Raw genomic sequence first — 19,881 nt, 5'->3', positions numbered from 1 at the left:
CATGTGAGACATTCGTTGTCGTGAGCCTTGCCGACACTGTGTCCCTTGCCGCGCGCAACGCGTGGGCTCTGACCTTCGGCTCCGGCATCGAGGCGCCGGACCCGACTCCTTCGACGCTGCTGTGGGATCAGCCGCACCGGCAACTGCGGCGCTTCGAGCGCGCGGCGGACATCGCGGCGGACGCGGATTCGGCCGTGCTGCTGGTTCCTCCGCTCGCCGCGCCCGCCACCTGTTTCGACCTGCGGCCCGACCAGAGCCTGGCGCGGTTCCTGCTGGAGGTCGGCCACCGTCCGTACGTCGTCGACTACGGCGAGATCACCTTCGCCGACCGGCGCATGGGTTTCGAGGACTGGATCGACGACATCCTCCCCGAAGCGGTGCTGCGCACCAGCGCCGACCGCGACGGACGTCCCGTCGACCTGGTCGGCTGGTCGATCGGCGGCACGCTGGCCCTGCTCGCCGCGGCGGCGCACCCCGAGCTGCCGATCCGGTCCATCACGGCGGTCGGCTCACCCCTGGACTACGACCGGATGACCGGCATCCCGCAGCTGCGCGCGGTCACGAAGCTCACCGGCGGCCGGGTCACCTCGACCGTCATCCGCGCGACCGGTGGCGTCCCCGCGGCGCTGACCCGGATCGGCTACAAGATCACCGCCTGGGACCGCGAGCTGACCAGGCCGTGGTTCGTGGCGAGCAATATCGCCCACACCGAGGCGCTGGCCAGGATGGAGTCCATCGATCGCTTCATGGCCGAGATGCCCGGCTATCCGGGTCGCTTCTACGGCCAGCTGTGGCGCCGATTGATTCTCGGCAACGACATCGGACGCGGCGTCGTGCGGCTCGGCGAGCGCCGCATCGAGCTGGCGCGGGTGACCGCGCCGGTCCTGCTGGTCGGCGGGCCCGCCGACGTGATCACCCCGGCCGCCGCCGTCGAGGCCGGTACCCGCACCCTCACCGGGGCTGCGCTGGTTCGCTACGAAACCGCGCCGGGTAGTCACTTGGGGATCCTGGCCGGACCCACCGCGCGCGACACGACATGGAGTTATCTGGAGAAGTTCTTGGCTGAGGCCGCGTAATCCGCGCCGAGTATTACGCTGGGGCGCATGGGAGCACAGTCACCTGCCGCGTTAGGTGTTTCGTCGACCGACCCAGCAAACCTCTCCATCCCCGCGAGTCATCCCGGCGTCACCGATCTGTTCGCGGTGCTCGCCTACGGTGAGATCTCCGCGTTCTACCGGCTGGCGGAGGAGGCGAAGCTGTCGCCGACCCTGCGGGGCAAGGTGGCGGTGGCGACGATGGCCGCGGCCGAGATGGACCACTTCAAGACGTTGGAGTCCGCGCTGGCCGCGCGCGGCGCGGACGTCTTCGACGCCATGGCGCCGTTCGTGCGGGCGCTGGACGCCTATCACCAGTCCACCGACCCCTCGACCTGGCTCGAGTCGATGGTGAAGTTCTACGTCGGTGACGGCATCGCCGCGGACTTCTACACCGAGATCGCCGGCGCGCTGGCTCCCGACGTCGCCGCGGTGGTGCGCGACGTGCTCGCCGAGACCAGGCACTCCGAATTCGTCGTCGAGGAGGTGCGCCGGGCGGTCACCGAGAGCCGCTCCGAACGCGACCGCCTCAGGCTGTGGGGCAGGCGGCTGCTCGGCGAGGCGATCACCCAGGCCCAATACGTCATGGCGCAGCGCGACGAGCTCACCGATCTGGTCCTCACCGCCACCGGCGATCTCAACGGCATCGCCGCGCTGTTCGAGCGGATGCAGGCCAGTCACGCCGAACGCATGGCCGTCCTGGGCATCTAGAGCTACTCGTTCACGGCGCGGTTCTGCACCAGCCGGAGGCCCGGTGCGTGGGTGCTCGCCCGGTCGGGGAGCCAGACGACGACGCTCTGGTCGCGGTCGGCCTCCAGGGTCTCGAACGGCACCTCGACCAGTCCGTGCACCGGATGGTCGAGCTGGAGCGTGCCCGAGCCGGAGGCGCCGACCCGGTGTGGCTTCCAGCGATCCGCGAAATCCGGGAGCCTGCGCAGTGCCTCGATCATCTCCAGCAGTGAATCATCGCCCGGCCGATGAAGTTTGGCGCGGCAGAGGGCGGCGCTGAAGGTGTCGGCGGCGTGCTCCCAATTGCGCAGGACGCGCCGCGCGGCGGGGTGCATGAAGGTGTACCAGGCCAGATTGGGCTGATCCGGGCCGTCCAGCAGGCCGAGCGGCGCAACGAAATCCGCCCACGCCTGGTTCCAGCCCAGCACGTTCAACTTTCGGCCGACCACGAAGGCGGGAGTCGGCTGCAACGCGTGCAGGATCGTCTCGATCGTCGCGGCCACCTGCTCTTCGGCGGATTCGCTACCCGCGCATCGAGCGCAGCGGGATTCGTTGCCCGAGGCGAGCGCGAGCATGCTGAAGTACTGGCGATCGTCGCCGCGCAGCAGCAGCGCGTTGGCCAGGGCGTCGATCACCGCGGCCGAAGGGTTCGTGTCGCGGCCCTGCTCCAGCCGGGCGAGGTAGTCGGCGCTGACGCCCGCGCGGACGGCGACCTCTTCCCGGCGCAGACCCGGCGTCCTGCGCCGCCTGCCATCGGGCAGCCCGACGTCGGCCGGCCGCAGCTCGGCGCGCCGTGCGATGAGGAACTCTCCGAATCCGTTACGAGCCATGCGTCCATCGTGCCTGGTCCAGGCACGGTTATCCGCGCCCTGTCAGGTCCAGGATAACGGCGGTGTGGCTAACGGACCGCGGTCCGTTCATTGTCGGAGGTATGACATCTACCTCGGAATCCACCACCTCCACTCAGCTGAAAGCCGGTTCCTGGGCGCTGGACGCCGCGCACTCCTCGGTCGCCTTCACCATTCGCCATCTCGGCATCTCCAAGGTGCGTGGCGGGTTCACCCGGTTCGAGACCGAATTCGTGGTCGACGAGTCGGGCGCGGCCACCATCGGCGCGACGATCCACCTCGATTCTTTCGACACCGGCAACCCCGACCGGGACGCGCACATCCGCACCGCCGACTTCCTCGATGTCGCCAACCGTCCCACGCTGACCTTCCGCGCCACCCATCCCGTGGTCGTCGCGGAGAGCTTCGAGGTTCAGGGTGAGGCCACGCTCGGCACGGTCACCAAGCCGGTCACCAAGCCGGTCACCTTGGAGGTCGAGTGGGGCGGTGTGCAGGACTTCGGCCCGACGGGCGACCGGCATGCCGGCTTCTCCGCCACCGGCACCATCAAGCGCACCGATTTCGGCGTCGGCGGCCCGTTGCCCGGCATGCTCAGCGACACCGTGAAGATCGAACTCGAGATCCAGCTCATCGAGCCCAAGTAAACGGCGCGCCGAGCCCCAACTAGCCTGGAATCGACAAGCACAGGACTCTCAGGTTCGGAGGTTGGCCGTGGAGGTCAAGATCGGTATTTCGGATAGCCCGCGCGAGCTGGTGATCAACAGCGCGCAGACCCAGGACGAGGTCGAGGCGCTGGTGTCCGGTGCGCTCGGCGGTGACGGCGGGGTCTTGTCGCTCACCGATGAGAAGGGCCGCAAGTTCTTGATTCAGGCGTCGAAGGTCGCCTACGTGGAGATCGGCTCGCCCGCCAGCGGCCGCGTCGGTTTCGCCGCGGTCTGATCTCCGGCCTCCGGCCCGCACGCATCGAGCCCCTGCCCCCGATCGCTCGGGGACAGGGGCTCGTTCGTCTTTCGGTGTGCCCGATCAGCCGAGCGGGTGCAGCGGCACGTGCTTCAGGCCGCCCCACGCGAGCGAGACGGTGGTGTCCACCGCCTCCTCCTTCGGGATCGGCCGATCGGCCTCCAGCCAGTAGCGCGCGGTGAACTGGCTCGCGCCGACCAGCCCGACTGCCAGGATGCGCGCGCGGTAGGGGTCGAGGCCGGAGTCGTGTGCCACCAGGTCGAAGACCGCGTCCACGCACGCTTCGGTGGCCTGCTCGACCCGGCGCTGCACCTGCGGCTCGCTGGTCAGGTCGGATTCGAAGACCAGGCGGAAGCCCTGCATCTCGTTGTCCACGAAATCGAAGTAGGCCTGCACCGCCGCGCGCACGCGCTGCCGGTTGTCGGTGGTCGACCGCAGCGCTTGGCGCACGCTGGACACCAGCATGTCCACGTAGTTCTGCAGCACCGCGAGGTAGAGCTCCAGTTTGCTGCTGAAGTGCTGGTACAGCACCGGCTTGCTCACTCCGGCACACTGCGAGATCTCGTCCATGCCCGCGGCGTGGTAGCCGCGCTGCACGAACACTTCGCTCGCCGCCGCGAGTAGCTGTTGACGTCTCTCGTCGCGCGGAAGGCGGGTACCGCGTTTGGCAGGTGCCAAGGCCTCGGACGACATTCTGCGGGACGTCATCCGATCCACGAGGTCAGTCATTTTCGGCTCTCCCAGTCGATTCCCCGGCAGAAGGGGTGTGCACCGGGTTATCCAATGAACGATACCCGGTTGTCGCCGGCCCGCCGATCGGGGCCGGGCAACTGTTGCCACCCGGTGAGAATTGTCGCATCGAAGCGGTGCGCGATGTGCCCGGAATCGGTAGGTCGGTCCTGTGCGACCCTGGTCCGCGTGACCGATCGACCGGAGAGCGAATCCGCCGGGAGGCGCGGTTCGCGCGACCCGGCTGGCTACGGCGCGCCCGGTTCCGTAGGGTCGGGTCCCATGGCGAGAACCTGGCCAGAGGCGCGATCGGACGGAGCGGCTCGAACCGGGGCGGCGAAGCGGTCCGGTGCGGGCGGTGGATCACCCGGCCGTGCGGCGCGGAACCGGAAGCGTCCTACGGAAACTCCCGAATCAGCTGTGCCGCAGCCCGATTCGATCCCATCGCAGCGGGATGGGGACGGCGTCGATAGCTACGATCCGCTGGGCCTGTACCGCCAGAAAGGCGAGCGTTCCCACCAGCCGCTGCGCGCCCGCTGGGACCCCACCGCCGACGAGAGCCGCGGCCGAACCCGTCCGGACCGGGACGCCAAGAAGCAGAGCGCACTCGGCAGATTCGTCTCCACCTACGGCTGGCGGGCGTACGCGCTGCCGGTGCTGGTCGTGATCACGGTCTTGGTGGTCGTCGACGCGATCCGCACCACCGGCACCAGTAATGTCGCCGTGGCCCCCGCTCCCGGCAGCCTCAGTCCGCGCACCGCGAGCGTGGGCATCATCGGCGCTCCGCCGGGGGACGGGCACTTTCCCACCGATCTGCCCACCGGGGCGCTGCCCGAAGGCGGCCCGTTCGCCGAGACCGGCGCGGGCACCTGGCGCGTGGTGGCGGGCACCACCGCCCAGGTCGGCTTCGGAACGCAGAACGTCTTCCGGTACACCGTGGAGATCGAGGACGGCGTGGACACCTCCGCCTTGGGCGGTGACGTGGCCGTGGCCAAGATGATCGATTCCACCCTCGCCAACCCGAAGGGCTGGGCGAACGACCGCAAGTTCGCCTTCCGCCGGGTCGACCACGGCGGGGCCGACTTCCGCATCTCGCTCACCTCCCGGGGATCCAGCCGCAAGGAATGCGGTTTCGACATTCCGATCGACACCTCCTGCTACAACGCCAGCAGCAGGCGCGTGGTGCTCTCCGAGGTCCGCTGGGTGCGTGGCGCGCTGGCGTTCGAGGGCGATGTCGGGTCCTACCGGCAGTACCTGATCAACCACGAGGTCGGCCACGCCATCGGCTATCACCAGCACCAAGCGTGCGAGACCGACGGTGGGCTCGCGCCGGTGATGATGCAGCAGACCTTCGGCACCAAGAACGACGACATCGCCGCCCTGGATCCGCACGGCGTCGTCCCGATGGACGGCAAGCGCTGCCGATTCAACCCCTGGCCCTACCCGCGCGGGTAGAGCGCGAGGCTATGCGCGAACATAGGTCGGGAAGAAGGGTCCGGTCGTCGGTGTTGCACAGTTGGGCGCCCGCGAAGCGGCGCCATACCGCCGTCCGATCGGCCAAGCGATTCGAGGAGTCCTGGACGTGTCATCACCCAAGTCCCTGCCGCCACTTGTGGAGCCGGCCGCGGAGCTGACCAGGGATGAGGTCGCCCGGTACAGCAGGCACCTGATCATCCCGGATCTCGGCGTGGACGGGCAGAAGCGTCTGAAGAACGCAAAAGTGCTGGTGATCGGCGCGGGCGGCCTCGGCTCGCCCGCCCTGCTGTACCTCGCCGCGGCGGGCGTCGGCACACTCGGCATCGTCGAGTTCGACGAGGTCGACGCCTCCAACCTGCAGCGCCAGATCATCCACGGGGAATCCGACATCGGCCGCTCCAAGGCCGACAGCGCGCGCGACTCCATCCTGGAGATCAACTCCGGCATCGACGTGCGGCTGCACAAGCTCCGGTTGGAGCCGGAGAACGCCGTCGAGTTGTTCCGCGAGTACGACCTGATCGTCGACGGCACCGACAACTTCGCCACCCGCTACCTGGTCAACGACGCCGCCGTGCTGGCGGGCAAGCCGTACGTGTGGGGCTCGATCTACCGGTTCGAGGGCCAGGTCTCGGTGTTCTGGGAGGACGCCCCGGACGGGCGCGGCATCAACTACCGCGACCTCTACCCCGAGGCCCCGCCGCCCGGCATGGTGCCGTCCTGCGCCGAGGGCGGTGTGCTCGGCGTGCTGTGCGCGTCGATCGGGTCGGTGATGGTGACCGAGGCGATCAAGCTGATCACCGGCATCGGCGACCCCCTGCTGGGCAGGCTGATGGTGTACGACGCACTGGACATGAACTACCGGACGATCAAGCTGCGCCGCGACCCGGAGCGCCAGCCGATCACCGAGCTGATCGACTACGAGGCGTTCTGCGGGGTGGTGTCCGAGGAGGGCCAAGCGGCCGTGGCCGGGTCCACCATCACCGCGCGCGAACTCAAGGACCTGTTCGACGCGGGCAAGGAGATCGAGCTGATCGACGTGCGCGAGCCGGTCGAATGGGACATCGTGCACATCGAGGGCGCCAAGCTGATCCCGAAGGACCGCATCCTGTCCGGCGAGGCATTGGCCGAGCTGCCGCAGAACCGCCCGATCGTGCTGCACTGCAAGACCGGCGTGCGCTCCGCCGAAGCCCTGGCCGCCCTGAAACGCGCGGGCTTCGCCGACGCCACCCACCTGCAAGGCGGCGTGATCGCCTGGGCCAACCAGATCGACAGATCACTGCCGGTGTACTAGAGCCGCGAACACGGCGCGCCGCAAGCGCGCCAAATCAGACACGACGTACCGTACGGCCGTGACTTCTGTGGAACCTCCCGAGCATGTGCGCGCCACGTTCGGTCTGCGCGAAGTGACCCCGGTTTCCCTCGGCGACTGGGAAGGTGGCTGGCGCTGCGGGGATGTGGTGCTCAGTCCGGTCGCCGATCACGCGCGCGCGGCGTGGTCGGCGAAGGTGCGGGAGACGTTGCGGGTGGACGGGCTGCGGCTGGCCCGCCCGGTGCGCGCCACCGACGGCCGCTACGTCGTGTCCGGCTGGCGCGCGGACACCTATCTGGAAGGGGTACCGGAACCCCGGCACGACGAGGTGGTCTCGGTGTCGCTGCGGCTGCATCAGGCTACGGCCGAGTTGGAGCGGCCCCGCTTCCTATCGCAGCCGCCGGTCGTGCCCTGGGTTGACGTGGACGTGTTCGTCGCCGCGGATCGCGCCGCGTGGGAGGCGGTGCCGCTGCGCACCTTGCGCGCGGGCGGTGCGCTGCTGTCCACCTCGCCGGACGGCCAGCGCAGCCTGGAACTCATCGGCCAGCTGGCCACGCTGCGCAAGCCGGTGCAGACACCGGCGCAGTTGGTGCACGGCGACCTCTTCGGCACCGTGTTGTTCGCCGGTGCGCACACTCCCGGTCTCACCGATATCACCCCGTACTGGCGGCCGGTGCCGTGGGCGGCCGCGGTGATCGTGGTGGACGCGCTGGCGTGGGGCGGCGCGGACGACGGATTGCTGGATCGCTGGACCGATCTTCCGGAGTGGCCGCAGATGTTGTTGCGGGCGGTCATGTTCCGGCTCGCGGTGCACGCGCTGCACCCGCGCTCGACGCCGGAGGCGTTCCCCGGTCTGGCCCGCACCGCCGACATGGTCCGACTGACTCTCTGAGTCCGGAATATCCGCTGTTCGGAATGCTTTCCGTACAGTGCTAGGTAAATCGTGCGGAGACCGACGCAGCGGGTTCCCCCGTGATAAGTTTTCCGCAGTATCGCCGCCGTGAGTCTCCGCCGGGTTGGAGATCAGCGCGGTCCGCGACGAGGGGTGTGAGGACGGGGTAGGGTGAGAATTCAACCGCGGCAACAGATTCTGGATCTGTGGCGCTCCGCGCTATCCGTGTCCTGGGACGGTGCCGAGTGGCACTGGGGCGGTCGCATGGCCGCCAATTCGATCAGCGATTCCGAGCAACTGCTGTGTCTGCTGTATCCGGCCACCGAGATCGAGAGTCTCGCGCTGGATCGTCCCGACAGCATGGCCGACGACGTCAGTTCGGTCCTGTCGCCGTTCGGCGGTCAGACGAAGATCGGAACCGTCGTGATCGCCTTGCTGGAGGACTACATTCTCCGCAATACCAACCGGATCGGACCGGACGGCGAACCGGACAGTGCCGGCGAACCGGACGGCGAGCCCATCTTCGCCGCGGGCAGCTACCTGCGCTCGGCCGACGAGCGCGAACCCACTGCGGTGCAGCGTGAAATCGAGGTCGTCGACTCGTACTCCATGTCGCTGACGCTGTGTCTGGCCGGGCTGCGCTTCCTGCGGGTCTACGAGGGCTGGGTCCGTGCGGAGGGGCGCGCCACTCTCATCGACCGGATCGAGAAGCTCACCGGCAGACTCAGCGCCCGCCTCACCGCCGCGATGACGGGTCTGGTCCGCAGTTTCGTGGTCAATACGGTCGAGCCGAAATCCGAGGCGGGACAAGTAATGCTGGGCATGCTCAATCAGAGCGACCTGCCCAGCAAATCGGTCGCCGAGGGCATCACGCGCAGCCTGGAGCGGGTCCGCGCCCGGCTGCGCAACGACATCACGCTCGGGCAGACGCCGGACACCGAGCTGGACGATGAGGAACTGCTGTTCGAATGCGGCTGGAGCTGGGGCCTGGTTCGCGACGCGGCTCCGGTCGGCTTCGTGGACGCCGCCATCGCCATGCAGCCCGGTATCGCCGATCCGCGTCCTTACCTGTACTTCACCGTCATCGCGCTGGACGGCATCAACGACTTGATCTCCCAGCGCACCAGGGAACTGGACCTGCTCGACGAACAGCAGTACCGGCTGGCCGAAGCGCTGCGGATCCGCTGGGACCTGACCCAGCGTTACTGGTCGACGGTGGCCCGGTTCGGGTCCGGCTCATGGCCGCTGGAGGACATCCCGTGGCGCACCTCCGACGGCGAGGAATCGGACTACTTCAGTCTCATCGTGTCCGCCGTGCTGATCCAGGATCTGATCAACCGCACCGCCTCCGATGACGACTTGACCAGAGCCGTGGCGATTTTCGACGAACTGGCCAGACGTGGCCGGATCATCCGCAGGACCACGCGTGACGACCCCGCAGTGCAGATGCACGCGCCGGGCGTGCGATTGTCCTTGCGCGGCACGGAATCTGTCGACGACGGTCCGCTGTTGCAGTGGGAGGTATCGGATTTCGCCGCTGTGCTGTTGAAGCGGCTGTTGCAGGCCGCCAGGCTCTCCAGCAATATCACCGCCCGCGACCGGCTGATGGATCTGGCCAAGTCGACGATGGATCATCTGGAAGCGCGCATCATCACCACCGGTCTCGCGGCCGGGCTCTGGGACGATCCCGCCGGAGTCTTCGGCAACGGCACGGCGCGGGAGACGAAGCCGTCCTGGTACATGACCGAGCGTGTGATCGAATGCCTGGTCAGCGCGGACCGCACGTTCCGCGAGCCGCCGTTGACATCCCCGGCGATGGTGGTGCGCGCGGTGGAACTGCTCAACGAGGCCGAGCACCTGCTCAACCAGGAAATGCTGAGCGTCAGCATCGACGACGTCTCGGAGAACCGGATCACCCTCGACCGGGTGGAGGAGAACCTCGAGCAAGCCAGGCAGCTGGTGGCCCGCAGGCAGGCGGGCACGGCGTTCGTGCTCGCCGCCGACGCGCTGCGCGAACTGCACAAGCTGGCCTATGCCCGCATGGACGCGACAAGGGCCACGTAACCATGATCGTGTTCGCGACCTCCGACAAGGGCGGTACCGGACGTTCGGTGACCAGCTGCAATCTCGCCTACCGTCTGTGCCTCAGCGGGATGAGCGTGGCTTATCTCGATTTCGACTTCGGTTCACCGACCGCGGGCGCCCTGTTCGAAATCGGTTCCGTGGAGCGGGGAACCCCCGATGGGGACGGGCTGCACGAGTATCTGCTCGGGAAGAACGGCATCGCCAGGCAGATCGACGTGCGCGCCAAGACCGATCGCGTCGGCTTGCGCAAGATGCGGACCAGGACCGGGCGGCTGGTCCTGTTCCCCGGTGACGAAGGCGGCGCGGAGTTCGACAGCATCAACGACGACGTGGTGCGCCGCTGCACGGAACTGTTCGTCGGCCTGGAACAGGAGTTCAAGGTCTGTTTCGTGGACCTGAGTGCGGGCCGCTCGCTGGCGATGGAGTTGGCGCTGCGCGCGACGGCGGCGCCGCAGCTGGCCTCGAAGACAGTGCGCTGGCTGGTCTTCCACCGCTGGACCCGCCAGCACATCCTGGCGGCCAGCGGACTGGTCCACGGTCCGCACGGCTTGCTGGAGACCGGCAGCCACTGGAAGCACGACTCGCGGAAACTGCTCGCGAACATTCGCTACGTGCGCACCGCGGTGCCGCAAGTGAACGAGATGACCGGCGGCCCCGGCGCGGCGCAGGTCAAGTGGTTGCAGGAACAGAACGGGGCCTTGGTCACGTTGGCGGGCAAGAACCGGCTCGGCGCGACATCCTTGCTCGGCAAGACCCCGGTGGAGCCCGTGCTGCAATGGCGTGAGCAGATCATCCTGGACGCCGATGTCGCCAACAGCATCGCCAACGAGGAGACCGCCGCCGCCTTCAACCAGCTAGCCGGTCGGCTCCTGCACGCCGCGACCTGGGAATAGATCCGAACTCGCCCGCGCTTTCGCGAAAGCACGATCCCGGAAGGGTTGTCGATCAGCATTGGATCACGTAGCAGGCTATAGCGAGGCGACCGAGCGACCGCGGGTCGCCCAGGTCCCGTTGTCCCACCTTTCCATCGAGGTGGGCCACTTCTACATGAACGATCTGAGCAACGGCGAGGATCGTATCCGTGCGCAGTTCCGCAAGGTCGCACCGCTGATCCCGGCGTTCACCGCCGCGGCGCAGGCCGAGTTCGGGCCGCGTGCGCGGGTGAGCACCTGCTTCCTGATCGACGACTACTTCCGGCACGACACCGATCCGGGGGAGATACTCGGCAAGCTGCTCGGCGCCGCCGCGGAGTGCGGCGTGACCATCGACTATCTGGCCCGCGAGGCGGGATGCTTCGAGGCGCCATCGGCCGGTGATCGCCGTATCCCGTTGGCGGAGATGGTGGCCGCGCGGATCGTGGCCGAGCCGTCGGAGGGATCGAACGGACGCCGCCCGCCGACCGCGGAGTCCGGCTGGCTGTGCAACGGGCGCAGGGCCTCCGACGACGAGCCCGGCCAGGCCATGCACCGCCTGCCGTACGAGCCGCCGGAGGAGTTCGGCAGGCGCGAGCACTCGATCTTCCTCGACGTGCAGATGTGGAGCAAGCAGACCAAGAAGGTGAACGGCCGGGCCGAGGTGCACACCAAATGGTCGTGCCCGTTCCTCGCGTCGATCTGGCAGCTGCAGCGGCTCGGGATGCTGCGCTACGACGGCGAACCCGTCGTCGACCCGCAGCTGTGGCGGCCGGAGGACGGCTGGCCGCCGCAGTGGTGGGAGATGCCCGCCGTCGTGAAACTCAACCCGCAGGCCAAACCGTTCGCCGCCTATCGGTCGCTGTCGCTGTTGCCGCAGCGGTATCTGGGTATCGAACACGCGGTGCGGGTAATCCTGGATCACATCGATCTCGAGGAGGAAGTGGTCGAGCAGATCATCGCCCGGGGCGGCGACGAGGACGTCCCGGTCACCGTGCCGCGCAAGGTGACCGAGCGGATGAGTCACTATCTGCTGGATGGGTCGTGATATGAGCGGAGCGTCGCACTCCTGTTCCGGCCGTGACCAGCCCTCGCACGGCGAGCGGCTGCGCCGGTTGGCGGCCGTGGCCAGGGAGGGGCGCGGCCGGCGGTCGGTGCGGAGGCCGCCGCTGGCGGGAAGGTCCGAGCGGGCTGTGCCCGGAACGAGTTCGGCGCCAGCGCCTTCCGCCGCCGGACCGCTGATTCTGCTGGGCGAGATCCGTACCTGCCTGGTGCCGGATTCGACGGCGCTCGGACGCGACCTGCTGGAGGAACTGCTCGCGCTGATACCCGGACGCCGGGTGCTGTGGCGGGAGCGTCCGACCACGCTGGCCACGTCGCCGACCACCGCGGTCGGGGTCGATTGCCAGCTGGCCACCAAGCCGCGTGGCAATGTGCGCGCGATCGGGACGGTGGCGACCAACGCGGTGGTCGTCGGCGGACGAGTGCTGCAGAGTTCGGCGCACACCACGGTCGTCCCCGCCGAGGTGAAGCAGCGACAGACCTGGTCGCACTACCTGACCCGGGTCGGGGTGACGGAGGTGGTCTCGCGGGTCACCGAGGCGACCAGCGGGGAGCTGGCCGACGGTTTCCTCGCCGCGGGCGAGCAGCCCGACGGCGTTCTGGATCTGGCCTCGATCAGTCAGCGGCTCCTCGCCAAGATCCGGATGGACATGCGCCTGGATCAGCACGCGCCGATGCAGACGCGAACGGCGCGGCTGCGCTGGGCCGCGCGGATCGCCGACGTGCCCCGCCCCATGCTGACGTTCCAATTGCAGGACGAACTGGTGCGCACGGTCCTGGTGACCGTGCGTGACGAGGCGGAACTCGCTGTGGCGGACCGCTTCTGCGAGGACCTCGCGCTGCACGACTGGCTGCTCACCGTCGCGGACACCGTGGTCGAGGAGGCCGACCTCTACCCGCCGTCCAGCGCGGAGTCGGCCGCGATAATCGCGCCGTTGCTGACGAACCTGGCGCACTTGTGGATGCCCGGCGCCCACACGCCCGCGGCGCTGCGCGGCCTGTGGGAGCAACTGGATCGCGACCCCGGCTTCACCCGCGAGTGGTCGGCGCGGGTGGGCCAGCTGCGCGACCGCATGTCGGTGGCCACATTGGCCGCCATGCGCGCCTCCACGATCAACGCACCGGATTGAACTCCGGTCACAGCCGGAACCACCGGCGGACCAGCAGCGCGAAGAACACCGAGGTGGACACGATCCCGGCGTACGCCTCGACCATGAGCAGGGCGCGTCCGATCCGGCCGACCTCTTGCAGATCGCCGAGACCCACCGGATTGAGGAAATTGATCAGGCACATGTGCAGCGCTGTGGTGACCGGAAGGGACGTGCTCAGCCACAGTGCGACGGTGAACAGGAGTAGTTGCGCGGCTATCCAGCCGAGTAGCCGGAACGGCCGATAGCCATAGCCGCACAGCAGGTCCGAGATCCAGCCGACGCTGCGGCGCCAGGCGGGATAGGTCGCCGACCTGCGGGCTCTGGCCAAGGCGAGGCCGCACCGGTCCTGCGCGTCGACGTCCTCGTTGAGCGCGTGCAGACCCGACGCGCGCAGGAAGGCCATGGCCGCGTGCCCGGGGAGAAACGTCTTGGTCCGCCGGCCCGGCAGCGCGGCGGCGAGGAGCCGGTGGCCGAGGTCCTCGTAGATCTCGGCCAACCGGATGTTCTGGGTCCGGCTCAGGCTCAGCGGTCCGCGCAGCTCGACCTCCGCGGCCAGCAGCGCCATCAGCAGCTCGACATGGGCGCGCTGGAGCACCTCGTCCATCGCGGTGTTGTCGTCGGCGGCGGCGTAGATATCGGAGAAGAGCAGGCTGTCACCACGATGCTTGACCTTCGTGTGATCGAAAGCGGTGACCACCTTTTCGACGTGATTGTTGAACGAATCCAGCAGCTGCTTCTCGTCCGGCTGCCTGGTCCCGGCGCTCAGCTCGTCCAAGTAGTCCGCGACTTCCTGCGCGTAGCCCGTGGCGTGCTGGTCGATCCAGATGTCGGGTGAGTTCCCGAACTGCACGTGGGTGACCGGGTTGTCGTAGTCGGTCATCGAGAGCGTCCTCCCCCGCAGCCTGTCCGTCATGACGGCGTAACATCCCACCATACCAACGGAATTCATCGCATTACGGGCGCATCCGAACGAAATTCCGTCCATAGCTGTGCCGGGCCGAGTGGGGCGAGGCAGGCGGAAGGCGCAGTCCGTCGGTTGCCCCGCGCTGCGGAGGCGAGGCAGCCGCCTAGTCGGGGCGTCGCCCGCGCTTGCGCCAGATGTCCGAGGCGGGATCGGTGATCGGCGGTGGCGCCGGTCTGTGCTGGATTCGCCGTACCAGGACGTCGCGCGGCTCGCCCGCCCCGAAGTAGTGCTCTTCGTATGCGGCCCAGACGAATCCGGCTGTCTTGTACAGGTTCGACGCCGGTTGATCGGTCGGCCGGACGGTGAGGAACACATCCTCCACATCGGCGATCCGGCAGCGTTCCAGCGCGTCATCCAGAAGCGCCCGCCCGTAGCCGCGGCCGCGGCACTGCGGCGCGATCGCGAGCCCGATCACCCAGGCACACTGCGGCGAGCCGAGCGCCACCATCGCGTAGCCGCAGAAGGCGCCGTCGAGATCAGCGACAACCCAATGACCTCCGTGCAGATCGAAGAGCTGGCGCAGCGCGAAGTACGGGTATGCCAGCTCACCGAACTCGGTCTGCTCGAGCGTAGCGATCTCCCCGAGATCCGCCAGGATGGCAGACCGGAACACCGGCGCCCCAACCCCTTTCGCGATGTTCAAACGCTCACCCCTGTCACCCCGCTGTGCGTCCAGCTTCCAGAGTAGTGCGCAGGCGGGGTTCACCGGCCGGAGACGGCCGAACGCGCCGCTCTCCGAATAGCTTCGGCGGGCAAGTTTTCCGTTCACCTCGATAGTCGTCCGGGTCGGCGTGATCTGAAAACGGACAAAATCGGAGCGCGGATTCGTTGCCGAGATGTTGCGGCCTAAGCCTTACTGGATAGAGCCGACTACGGCAAGTCGGCACCGATGCGTATCACCGTTTCCACCTCGAGTCACCGTCGGAGGGCAGGCCCATGCCTACTGTCACCTCGCTTTCACCGATTTCGGGTCCGGCTTCCGGAGGCAATCGTGTGGTGATAACCGGCACCGGGTTCGGTCCCGGTCCGCTGACCGTGCGCTTCGGCTCGGTGCCGACCACGTTCACCGTCGACTCCGGCACTCGGATCACGGCCATCGCCCCGGCCGGAACAGGCACGGTGCCGGTCACTGTCACCGCACTGCCGGACGGCACGAGCAACGCTCTGCCCTACACCTATGTGGCGGTTCCGTCGCTGACCTCGATCAGTCCCACCCAAGGGCCAACTGGGATCACGGTCACTCTCCACGGATCGGGTCTGTCCAGTGCGACCGGCGTGAATTTCGGTAGTACTCCGGCCAGTTCGTTCACCGCGGTTTCGGATGCCCAGATCACCGCAGTGGTTCCACCGGGTACCGGCATAGTTCCGGTGACCGTCAGCGCCCCGGTCGGCACGAGCAACCCACTGCCCTACATCTTTGTCGTACTCCCGACTCTCGCTTCGGTCTCACCGACTTCGGGCCCGCCCTCCGGGGGCAATGCGGTGGTGATAACCGGCACCGGATTCACCGGTCCCGTAACGGTGCGATTCGGTTCCAAGGCGACCACCTTCACCGTCGATTCGCCGACGCGGATCACCGCGATCGCTCCTCCTGGGACGGGAACTGTGCAGGTCACCGTCATCACTTCGGGCGGTATCAGCAACGCGGTGAGCTACACCTACGCCACCGTGCCGACGCTGATCTCGGTCAGCCCCAGCTCCGGTCCGGCGGCAGGCGGCAACACCGTCGTCCTCAGCGGCACCGGATTCACCGGAGCGACCGCTGTGAGGTTCGGTGCGGCAGCGGCGATTGCCTTCACCGTCGATTCCGATACCCAGATCACCGCCGTAGCGCCGGCGGGAAACGGCACAGCCGATGTCACCGTCACCACGATCGTCGGCACCAGCAACACCGTTTCCTACACCTATGTCCCCGTTCCCGCACTCGGCTCGGTGATCCCGGGCTCCGGTCCGGAGACCGGTGGCAACACCGTCGTTCTCACCGGCACCAACCTCAGAGGTGCCACGGCCGTTCATTTCGGTTCGAACACCGCGATCGCTTTCACGGTCGTCTCGGACACCCAGATCAGCGCTTCGGTGCCTGCGGGTACCGGCACCGTCGGTGTCGTCGTCGCCACCACGGGCGGCACCAGCAACCCGGTGACCTACACCTACGTCCCGGCACCTGCGCTCGCCTCGATCGCCCCGGGTTCCGGTCCCGAGCGCGGTGGTAATACCGTGACGCTCACCGGAACGAACCTGATCCGTGCCACCGCCGTGCATTTCAATGGGACACCGGCGATCTCCTTCACCGTCGTCTCCGGCAGCACGATCACCGCCGTGGCGCCCGCCGGGACCGCAGGACCCGTCGTAGTCACGGTCACCACGGTGGGCGGCACCAGCAACGCGGTCGTCTACACGTATGTCGCCGCACCGACATTGATTTCGACCACCCCGAACTCCGGGCCCGAGACGGGCGGGAACACTGTCGTCATCAGGGGCACCGGATTCACCGGCACCAGCGCCGTCCGTTTCGGCGCGACTCCGGCGACCGCGTTCACCGTGGTCTCCGACACCGAGATCAGCGCCGTCGCCCCCACAGGTACTGGCAGACGGGATATCACCGTCACCGCGACAGGTGGCACCAGCAACACGGTGGCCTACACCTACGTCCCTGCACCCGCACTGGGCTCCGTTGTCCCGAACGCAGGGCCGGAGACCGGTGGCAACACCGTCGTCCTCACCGGCGCGAATCTCCGCGGTACCACCGCGGTCCGTTTCGGCGCGAATACCGCGATTGCTTTCACCGTCGTCTCGGATACCCAGATCAGCGCCTTGGCGCCTGCGGGCACCGGCATCGTCGATGTCACTGTTGCCACCGCGGGCGGCACCAGCAGCCCGGCGACCTACACCTATGTCCCGGCTCCGACCCTCGCCTCGATCGTCCCCGACTCCGGTCCGGAGACGGGTGGCAACACCGTCACCTTGACCGGCGCGGACCTCACCGGCGCCACCGCCGTGCATTTCAATGGGACACCGGCGATCTCCTTCACCGTCGTCTCCGACACCACGATCACCGCGGTCGTACCCCCGCGATCCGGCTTGGCCGATGTCACCGTCACCACCACGGGCGGCCTCAGCAACCCGGTGACCTACACCTACATTCCAGCGCCGACGCTCACCTCCGTCGTCCCAGGCTCCGGTCCGGAGGCCGGTGGCAACACCGTCACGCTGCACGGTGCCGAATTCACCGGCGCGACGGCCGTGCACTTCGACGGGACCGCCGCGACCGCGTTCTCGGTGGTTTCGGATGCCGAGATCAGCGCGGTCGTACCTGCCGGGACCGGTGCCGTCACCGTCACGGTCACCGCCCCGGGCGGTGACAGCAACGGTGTCTCCTACATCTATGTCCCGGCGCCGATGCTGGCTTCGGTGGTCCCGGACTCCGGTCCCGAGACGGGCGGGAACACCGTCATCCTGACCGGAACGGGGCTCACTGGGACTACTGCGGTGAATTTCGGTGGCAACGAAGCGGTTTCGTTCACCGTGGTTTCCGATTCGCGGATCACCGCGGTCGCTTGTGCGGGGACGGGTTCGGTGGACGTCACCGTCACTACGGCGGGTGGCGTCAGCAATCCGGTGGCGTATACCTATGTCCCGGCACCGACCCTCGCCTCGGTGGTTCCCGATTCCGGTCCGGAGAGCGGTGGCAACACCGTGACCCTGACCGGCACGAACTTCACCGGCACGACTGTTGTGAACTTCGGTCTGACTCCGGCGCCTTCGTTCACTGTGGTGTCGGATACCGAGCTCAGGGTGGTCGTGCCTGCGCGTACCGGGACGGCGGCGGTGACCGTCACGGCTATCGGCGGTACCAGCAACGGCGTCCTCTACAACTATGTTCCGGCGCCGACCCTTGCCGCGTTGGTCCCTGACTCCGGTCCGGAGCCCGGTGGCAACACGGTCACGCTGACCGGGACCGGATTGGCTGCGGCTAGCGCGGTCGAGTTCGATGGGACAGCGGCGGTTTCCTTCACGGTGGTGTCGGAAACCGAGATCAGCGCGGTCGCTCCCGCTGGGACCGGGACGGTCACGGTCACGGTCACGACGCCGGGTGGCGTCGGCAACGGCTTCTCCTATACCTACGTTCCGGTGCCGACGCTGGCTTCGGCGGCGCCGGACTCCGGTCCGGAGACGGGCGGCAACACCGTCATCCTGACCGGCACCGATCTCACCGGTGCGACGGCGGTGAACTTCGACGGGACACCGGCGGTTTCGTTCACCGTCGTGTCGGGCACCGAGATCAGCGCTGTCGTGCCTGCCGGGACCGGCTCGGTGAATGTAACCGTCACCACCGCGGGTGGGGTCAGCAACGCGGTGGCCTATACGTATGTTCCGGCGCCGACACTCGCCCCGATCGTTCCCGGCACCGGCCCGGAGACCGGTGGCAACGCCGTCACCCTCACCGGGACGGGATTCAGCACCGCCACCGCCGTGAACTTCGGTCCCACTGCCGCGGCCTCGTTCACTGTGGTGTCGGATACCGAGATCACGGCGGTTGCTCCCGCGCACACCGACACACCGAACGCTCGGGCCGCTACCGGCATAGCCGCGGTCGCGGCGTTCGCTCCGGAACACAACAGCACCACCGCGGTCACCGTCACCGCTTCCGGCGGTACCAGCAACGGTGCCCTCTACACGTTCGTCCCGGCACCGACCCTCGACTCCGTCAGCCCTGGCTCCGGTCCGGAGACCGGCGGCAATACAGTCAGCCTCCTCGGCACCGGATTCACTGAGGTAAGCGCGGTTGATTTCGGTGGAACAGCGGCGGTTTCCTTCACCGTGGTCTCGGATACCGAGATAAGCGCGGTCGTGCCGGCCGGGACCGGCACGGTCGACGTCACTGTCACCACGACGGGCGGCACCACCGGCGGCGTCCGCTATGACTACGTCCCGGTGCCTGCGGTCACCACGGTGGTCCCCAACTCCGGACCCGAAACCGGCGGCAACACGGTCATCCTCACCGGCAGCGGCTTCACCGACGCGACGTCGGTGGACTTCGGTGCCAACCAGGCGGTTTCGTTCACCGTGGTGTCGGATTCCCAGATCACGGCGGTCGTGCCTGCCGGGTCCGGCTCGGCGAACGTAACCGTCACCACCGCGGGCGGCACCAGCAACCCGGTGGCCTACGCCTACGTGCCGCGCCCGGCACTCGCCGGCGTGGCTCCCCGTTTCGGGCCCGAGACCGGCGGCAACACTGTCACTCTCACCGGTACGAACCTCACCGGAACTACCGCCGTCCGCTTCGGGATCACGCCGGCCACTTCGTTCACCGTGGTCTCCGATACCCAGATCACGGCCGTCGCTCCCGCGCGCACCGGCACTGTGGCGATCACCGTCACCACGCGGGGTGGTACGAGCAGCGGTGTTCTCTACGGCTTCACCCCGGCTCCGACGCTTACCACGGTCGCTCCCCGCTTCGGGCCGGTCACCGGTGGCAATACCGTCACCCTTACCGGTACCAACTTCACCCGAACCGTTGCCGTCCGCTTCGGCACGACACCCGCTACGTCGTTCACCGTGGTCTCGGACACCGAGGTCACCGCGGTGGCCCCTGCGCGTGCCGCTGGCATCGTCGGGGTCACTGTTACCACGACGGGTGGTACCAGCAACGCGGTGGCTTACGGATACG

Annotated in this window: 16 protein-coding genes; 12 read left to right on the top strand and 4 right to left on the bottom strand. The window is 68.0% G+C overall.

What is annotated here, in order from left to right:
• Positions 1-20 precede the first annotated feature (20 nt).
• On the top strand, positions 21-1,076 hold the full coding sequence (locus IU459_RS17215) for an alpha/beta fold hydrolase (RefSeq protein WP_195130563.1): 1,056 nt from the start codon (positions 21-23) through the stop codon (positions 1,074-1,076).
• Positions 1,077-1,103: 27 nt separating this feature from the next.
• Positions 1,104-1,805 (top strand): ferritin-like fold-containing protein, encoded by a 702-nt coding sequence (locus IU459_RS17210; protein WP_195130562.1) that lies wholly within the window; start codon positions 1,104-1,106, stop codon positions 1,803-1,805.
• Positions 1,806-1,807: 2 nt separating this feature from the next.
• Here the strand turns inward: IU459_RS17210 and IU459_RS17205 are convergent, their stop codons facing one another.
• The gene (locus IU459_RS17205; protein WP_195130561.1) at positions 1,808-2,653 is read right to left on the bottom strand and encodes a helix-turn-helix domain-containing protein; all 846 of its coding nucleotides are present in this window, start codon (positions 2,651-2,653) and stop codon (positions 1,808-1,810) included.
• A gap of 101 nt (positions 2,654-2,754) precedes the next feature.
• On the opposite strand from IU459_RS17205, the gene IU459_RS17200 reads away from it, so the two are divergent.
• Together IU459_RS17200 and IU459_RS17195 are read left to right on the top strand one after the other, a co-directional pair.
• The gene (locus IU459_RS17200) at positions 2,755-3,315 is read left to right on the top strand and encodes a YceI family protein (RefSeq protein ID WP_195130560.1); all 561 of its coding nucleotides are present in this window, start codon (positions 2,755-2,757) and stop codon (positions 3,313-3,315) included.
• A 67-nt stretch (positions 3,316-3,382) separates the two neighbouring features.
• Positions 3,383-3,610 carry a DUF3107 domain-containing protein gene (locus IU459_RS17195; protein ID WP_067478220.1) on the top strand — a complete coding sequence of 76 codons (228 nt, stop codon included), beginning with the start codon at positions 3,383-3,385 and terminating at the stop codon, positions 3,608-3,610.
• 84 nt (positions 3,611-3,694) lie between these two features.
• Here the strand turns inward: IU459_RS17195 and IU459_RS17190 are convergent, their stop codons facing one another.
• Complete coding sequence (locus IU459_RS17190; protein WP_195130559.1) at positions 3,695-4,360, bottom strand: TetR/AcrR family transcriptional regulator; 666 nt, start codon at positions 4,358-4,360, stop codon at positions 3,695-3,697.
• A gap of 420 nt (positions 4,361-4,780) precedes the next feature.
• On the opposite strand from IU459_RS17190, the gene IU459_RS17185 reads away from it, so the two are divergent.
• The 7 genes from IU459_RS17185 (at position 4,781) to IU459_RS17155 (ending at position 13,225) form a co-directional block, all read left to right on the top strand.
• Positions 4,781-5,815 carry a DUF3152 domain-containing protein gene (locus IU459_RS17185; protein ID WP_324198906.1) on the top strand — a complete coding sequence of 345 codons (1,035 nt, stop codon included), beginning with the start codon at positions 4,781-4,783 and terminating at the stop codon, positions 5,813-5,815.
• A 127-nt stretch (positions 5,816-5,942) separates the two neighbouring features.
• Complete coding sequence (gene moeZ, locus IU459_RS17180; RefSeq protein WP_195130557.1) at positions 5,943-7,127, top strand: adenylyltransferase/sulfurtransferase MoeZ; 1,185 nt, start codon at positions 5,943-5,945, stop codon at positions 7,125-7,127.
• A 58-nt stretch (positions 7,128-7,185) separates the two neighbouring features.
• Positions 7,186-8,037 carry a TIGR02569 family protein gene (locus tag IU459_RS17175; protein WP_195130556.1) on the top strand — a complete coding sequence of 284 codons (852 nt, stop codon included), beginning with the start codon at positions 7,186-7,188 and terminating at the stop codon, positions 8,035-8,037.
• 171 nt (positions 8,038-8,208) lie between these two features.
• Positions 8,209-10,101, top strand: coding sequence for an SCO2524 family protein (locus tag IU459_RS17170; protein ID WP_324198905.1), 1,893 nt, complete (start codon positions 8,209-8,211; stop codon positions 10,099-10,101).
• 2 nt (positions 10,102-10,103) lie between these two features.
• Positions 10,104-11,015, top strand: coding sequence for an SCO2523 family variant P-loop protein (locus IU459_RS17165; protein ID WP_067478201.1), 912 nt, complete (start codon positions 10,104-10,106; stop codon positions 11,013-11,015).
• 58 nt (positions 11,016-11,073) lie between these two features.
• Positions 11,074-12,081 (top strand): SCO2522 family protein, encoded by a 1,008-nt coding sequence (locus tag IU459_RS17160; protein WP_195130555.1) that lies wholly within the window; start codon positions 11,074-11,076, stop codon positions 12,079-12,081.
• Entirely contained in the window at positions 12,071-13,225 is a 1,155-nt protein-coding gene (locus IU459_RS17155; protein WP_228838059.1) for an SCO2521 family protein, read from the top strand. Before IU459_RS17160 ends, IU459_RS17155 begins: the two co-directional genes overlap by 11 nt.
• A 7-nt stretch (positions 13,226-13,232) precedes the next feature.
• Here IU459_RS17155 and IU459_RS17150 read toward each other — a convergent pair whose 3' ends face one another.
• Together IU459_RS17150 and IU459_RS17145 are read right to left on the bottom strand one after the other, a co-directional pair.
• The gene (locus tag IU459_RS17150; protein WP_195130554.1) at positions 13,233-14,126 is read right to left on the bottom strand and encodes a hypothetical protein; all 894 of its coding nucleotides are present in this window, start codon (positions 14,124-14,126) and stop codon (positions 13,233-13,235) included.
• Positions 14,127-14,313: 187 nt separating this feature from the next.
• Positions 14,314-14,853 (bottom strand): GNAT family N-acetyltransferase, encoded by a 540-nt coding sequence (locus IU459_RS17145; RefSeq protein WP_195130553.1) that lies wholly within the window; start codon positions 14,851-14,853, stop codon positions 14,314-14,316.
• Positions 14,854-15,206: 353 nt separating this feature from the next.
• On the opposite strand from IU459_RS17145, the gene IU459_RS17140 reads away from it, so the two are divergent.
• Positions 15,207-19,881 (top strand): beta strand repeat-containing protein (locus IU459_RS17140; protein WP_324198904.1); only part of this gene is annotated, 4,675 nt, incomplete at its 3' end.

The sequence above is a fragment of the Nocardia amamiensis genome, from assembly GCF_015477605.1.
Classification (GTDB): domain Bacteria; phylum Actinomycetota; class Actinomycetes; order Mycobacteriales; family Mycobacteriaceae; genus Nocardia; species Nocardia amamiensis_A.
This window is presented reverse-complemented; position numbering and strand designations above follow the sequence as displayed.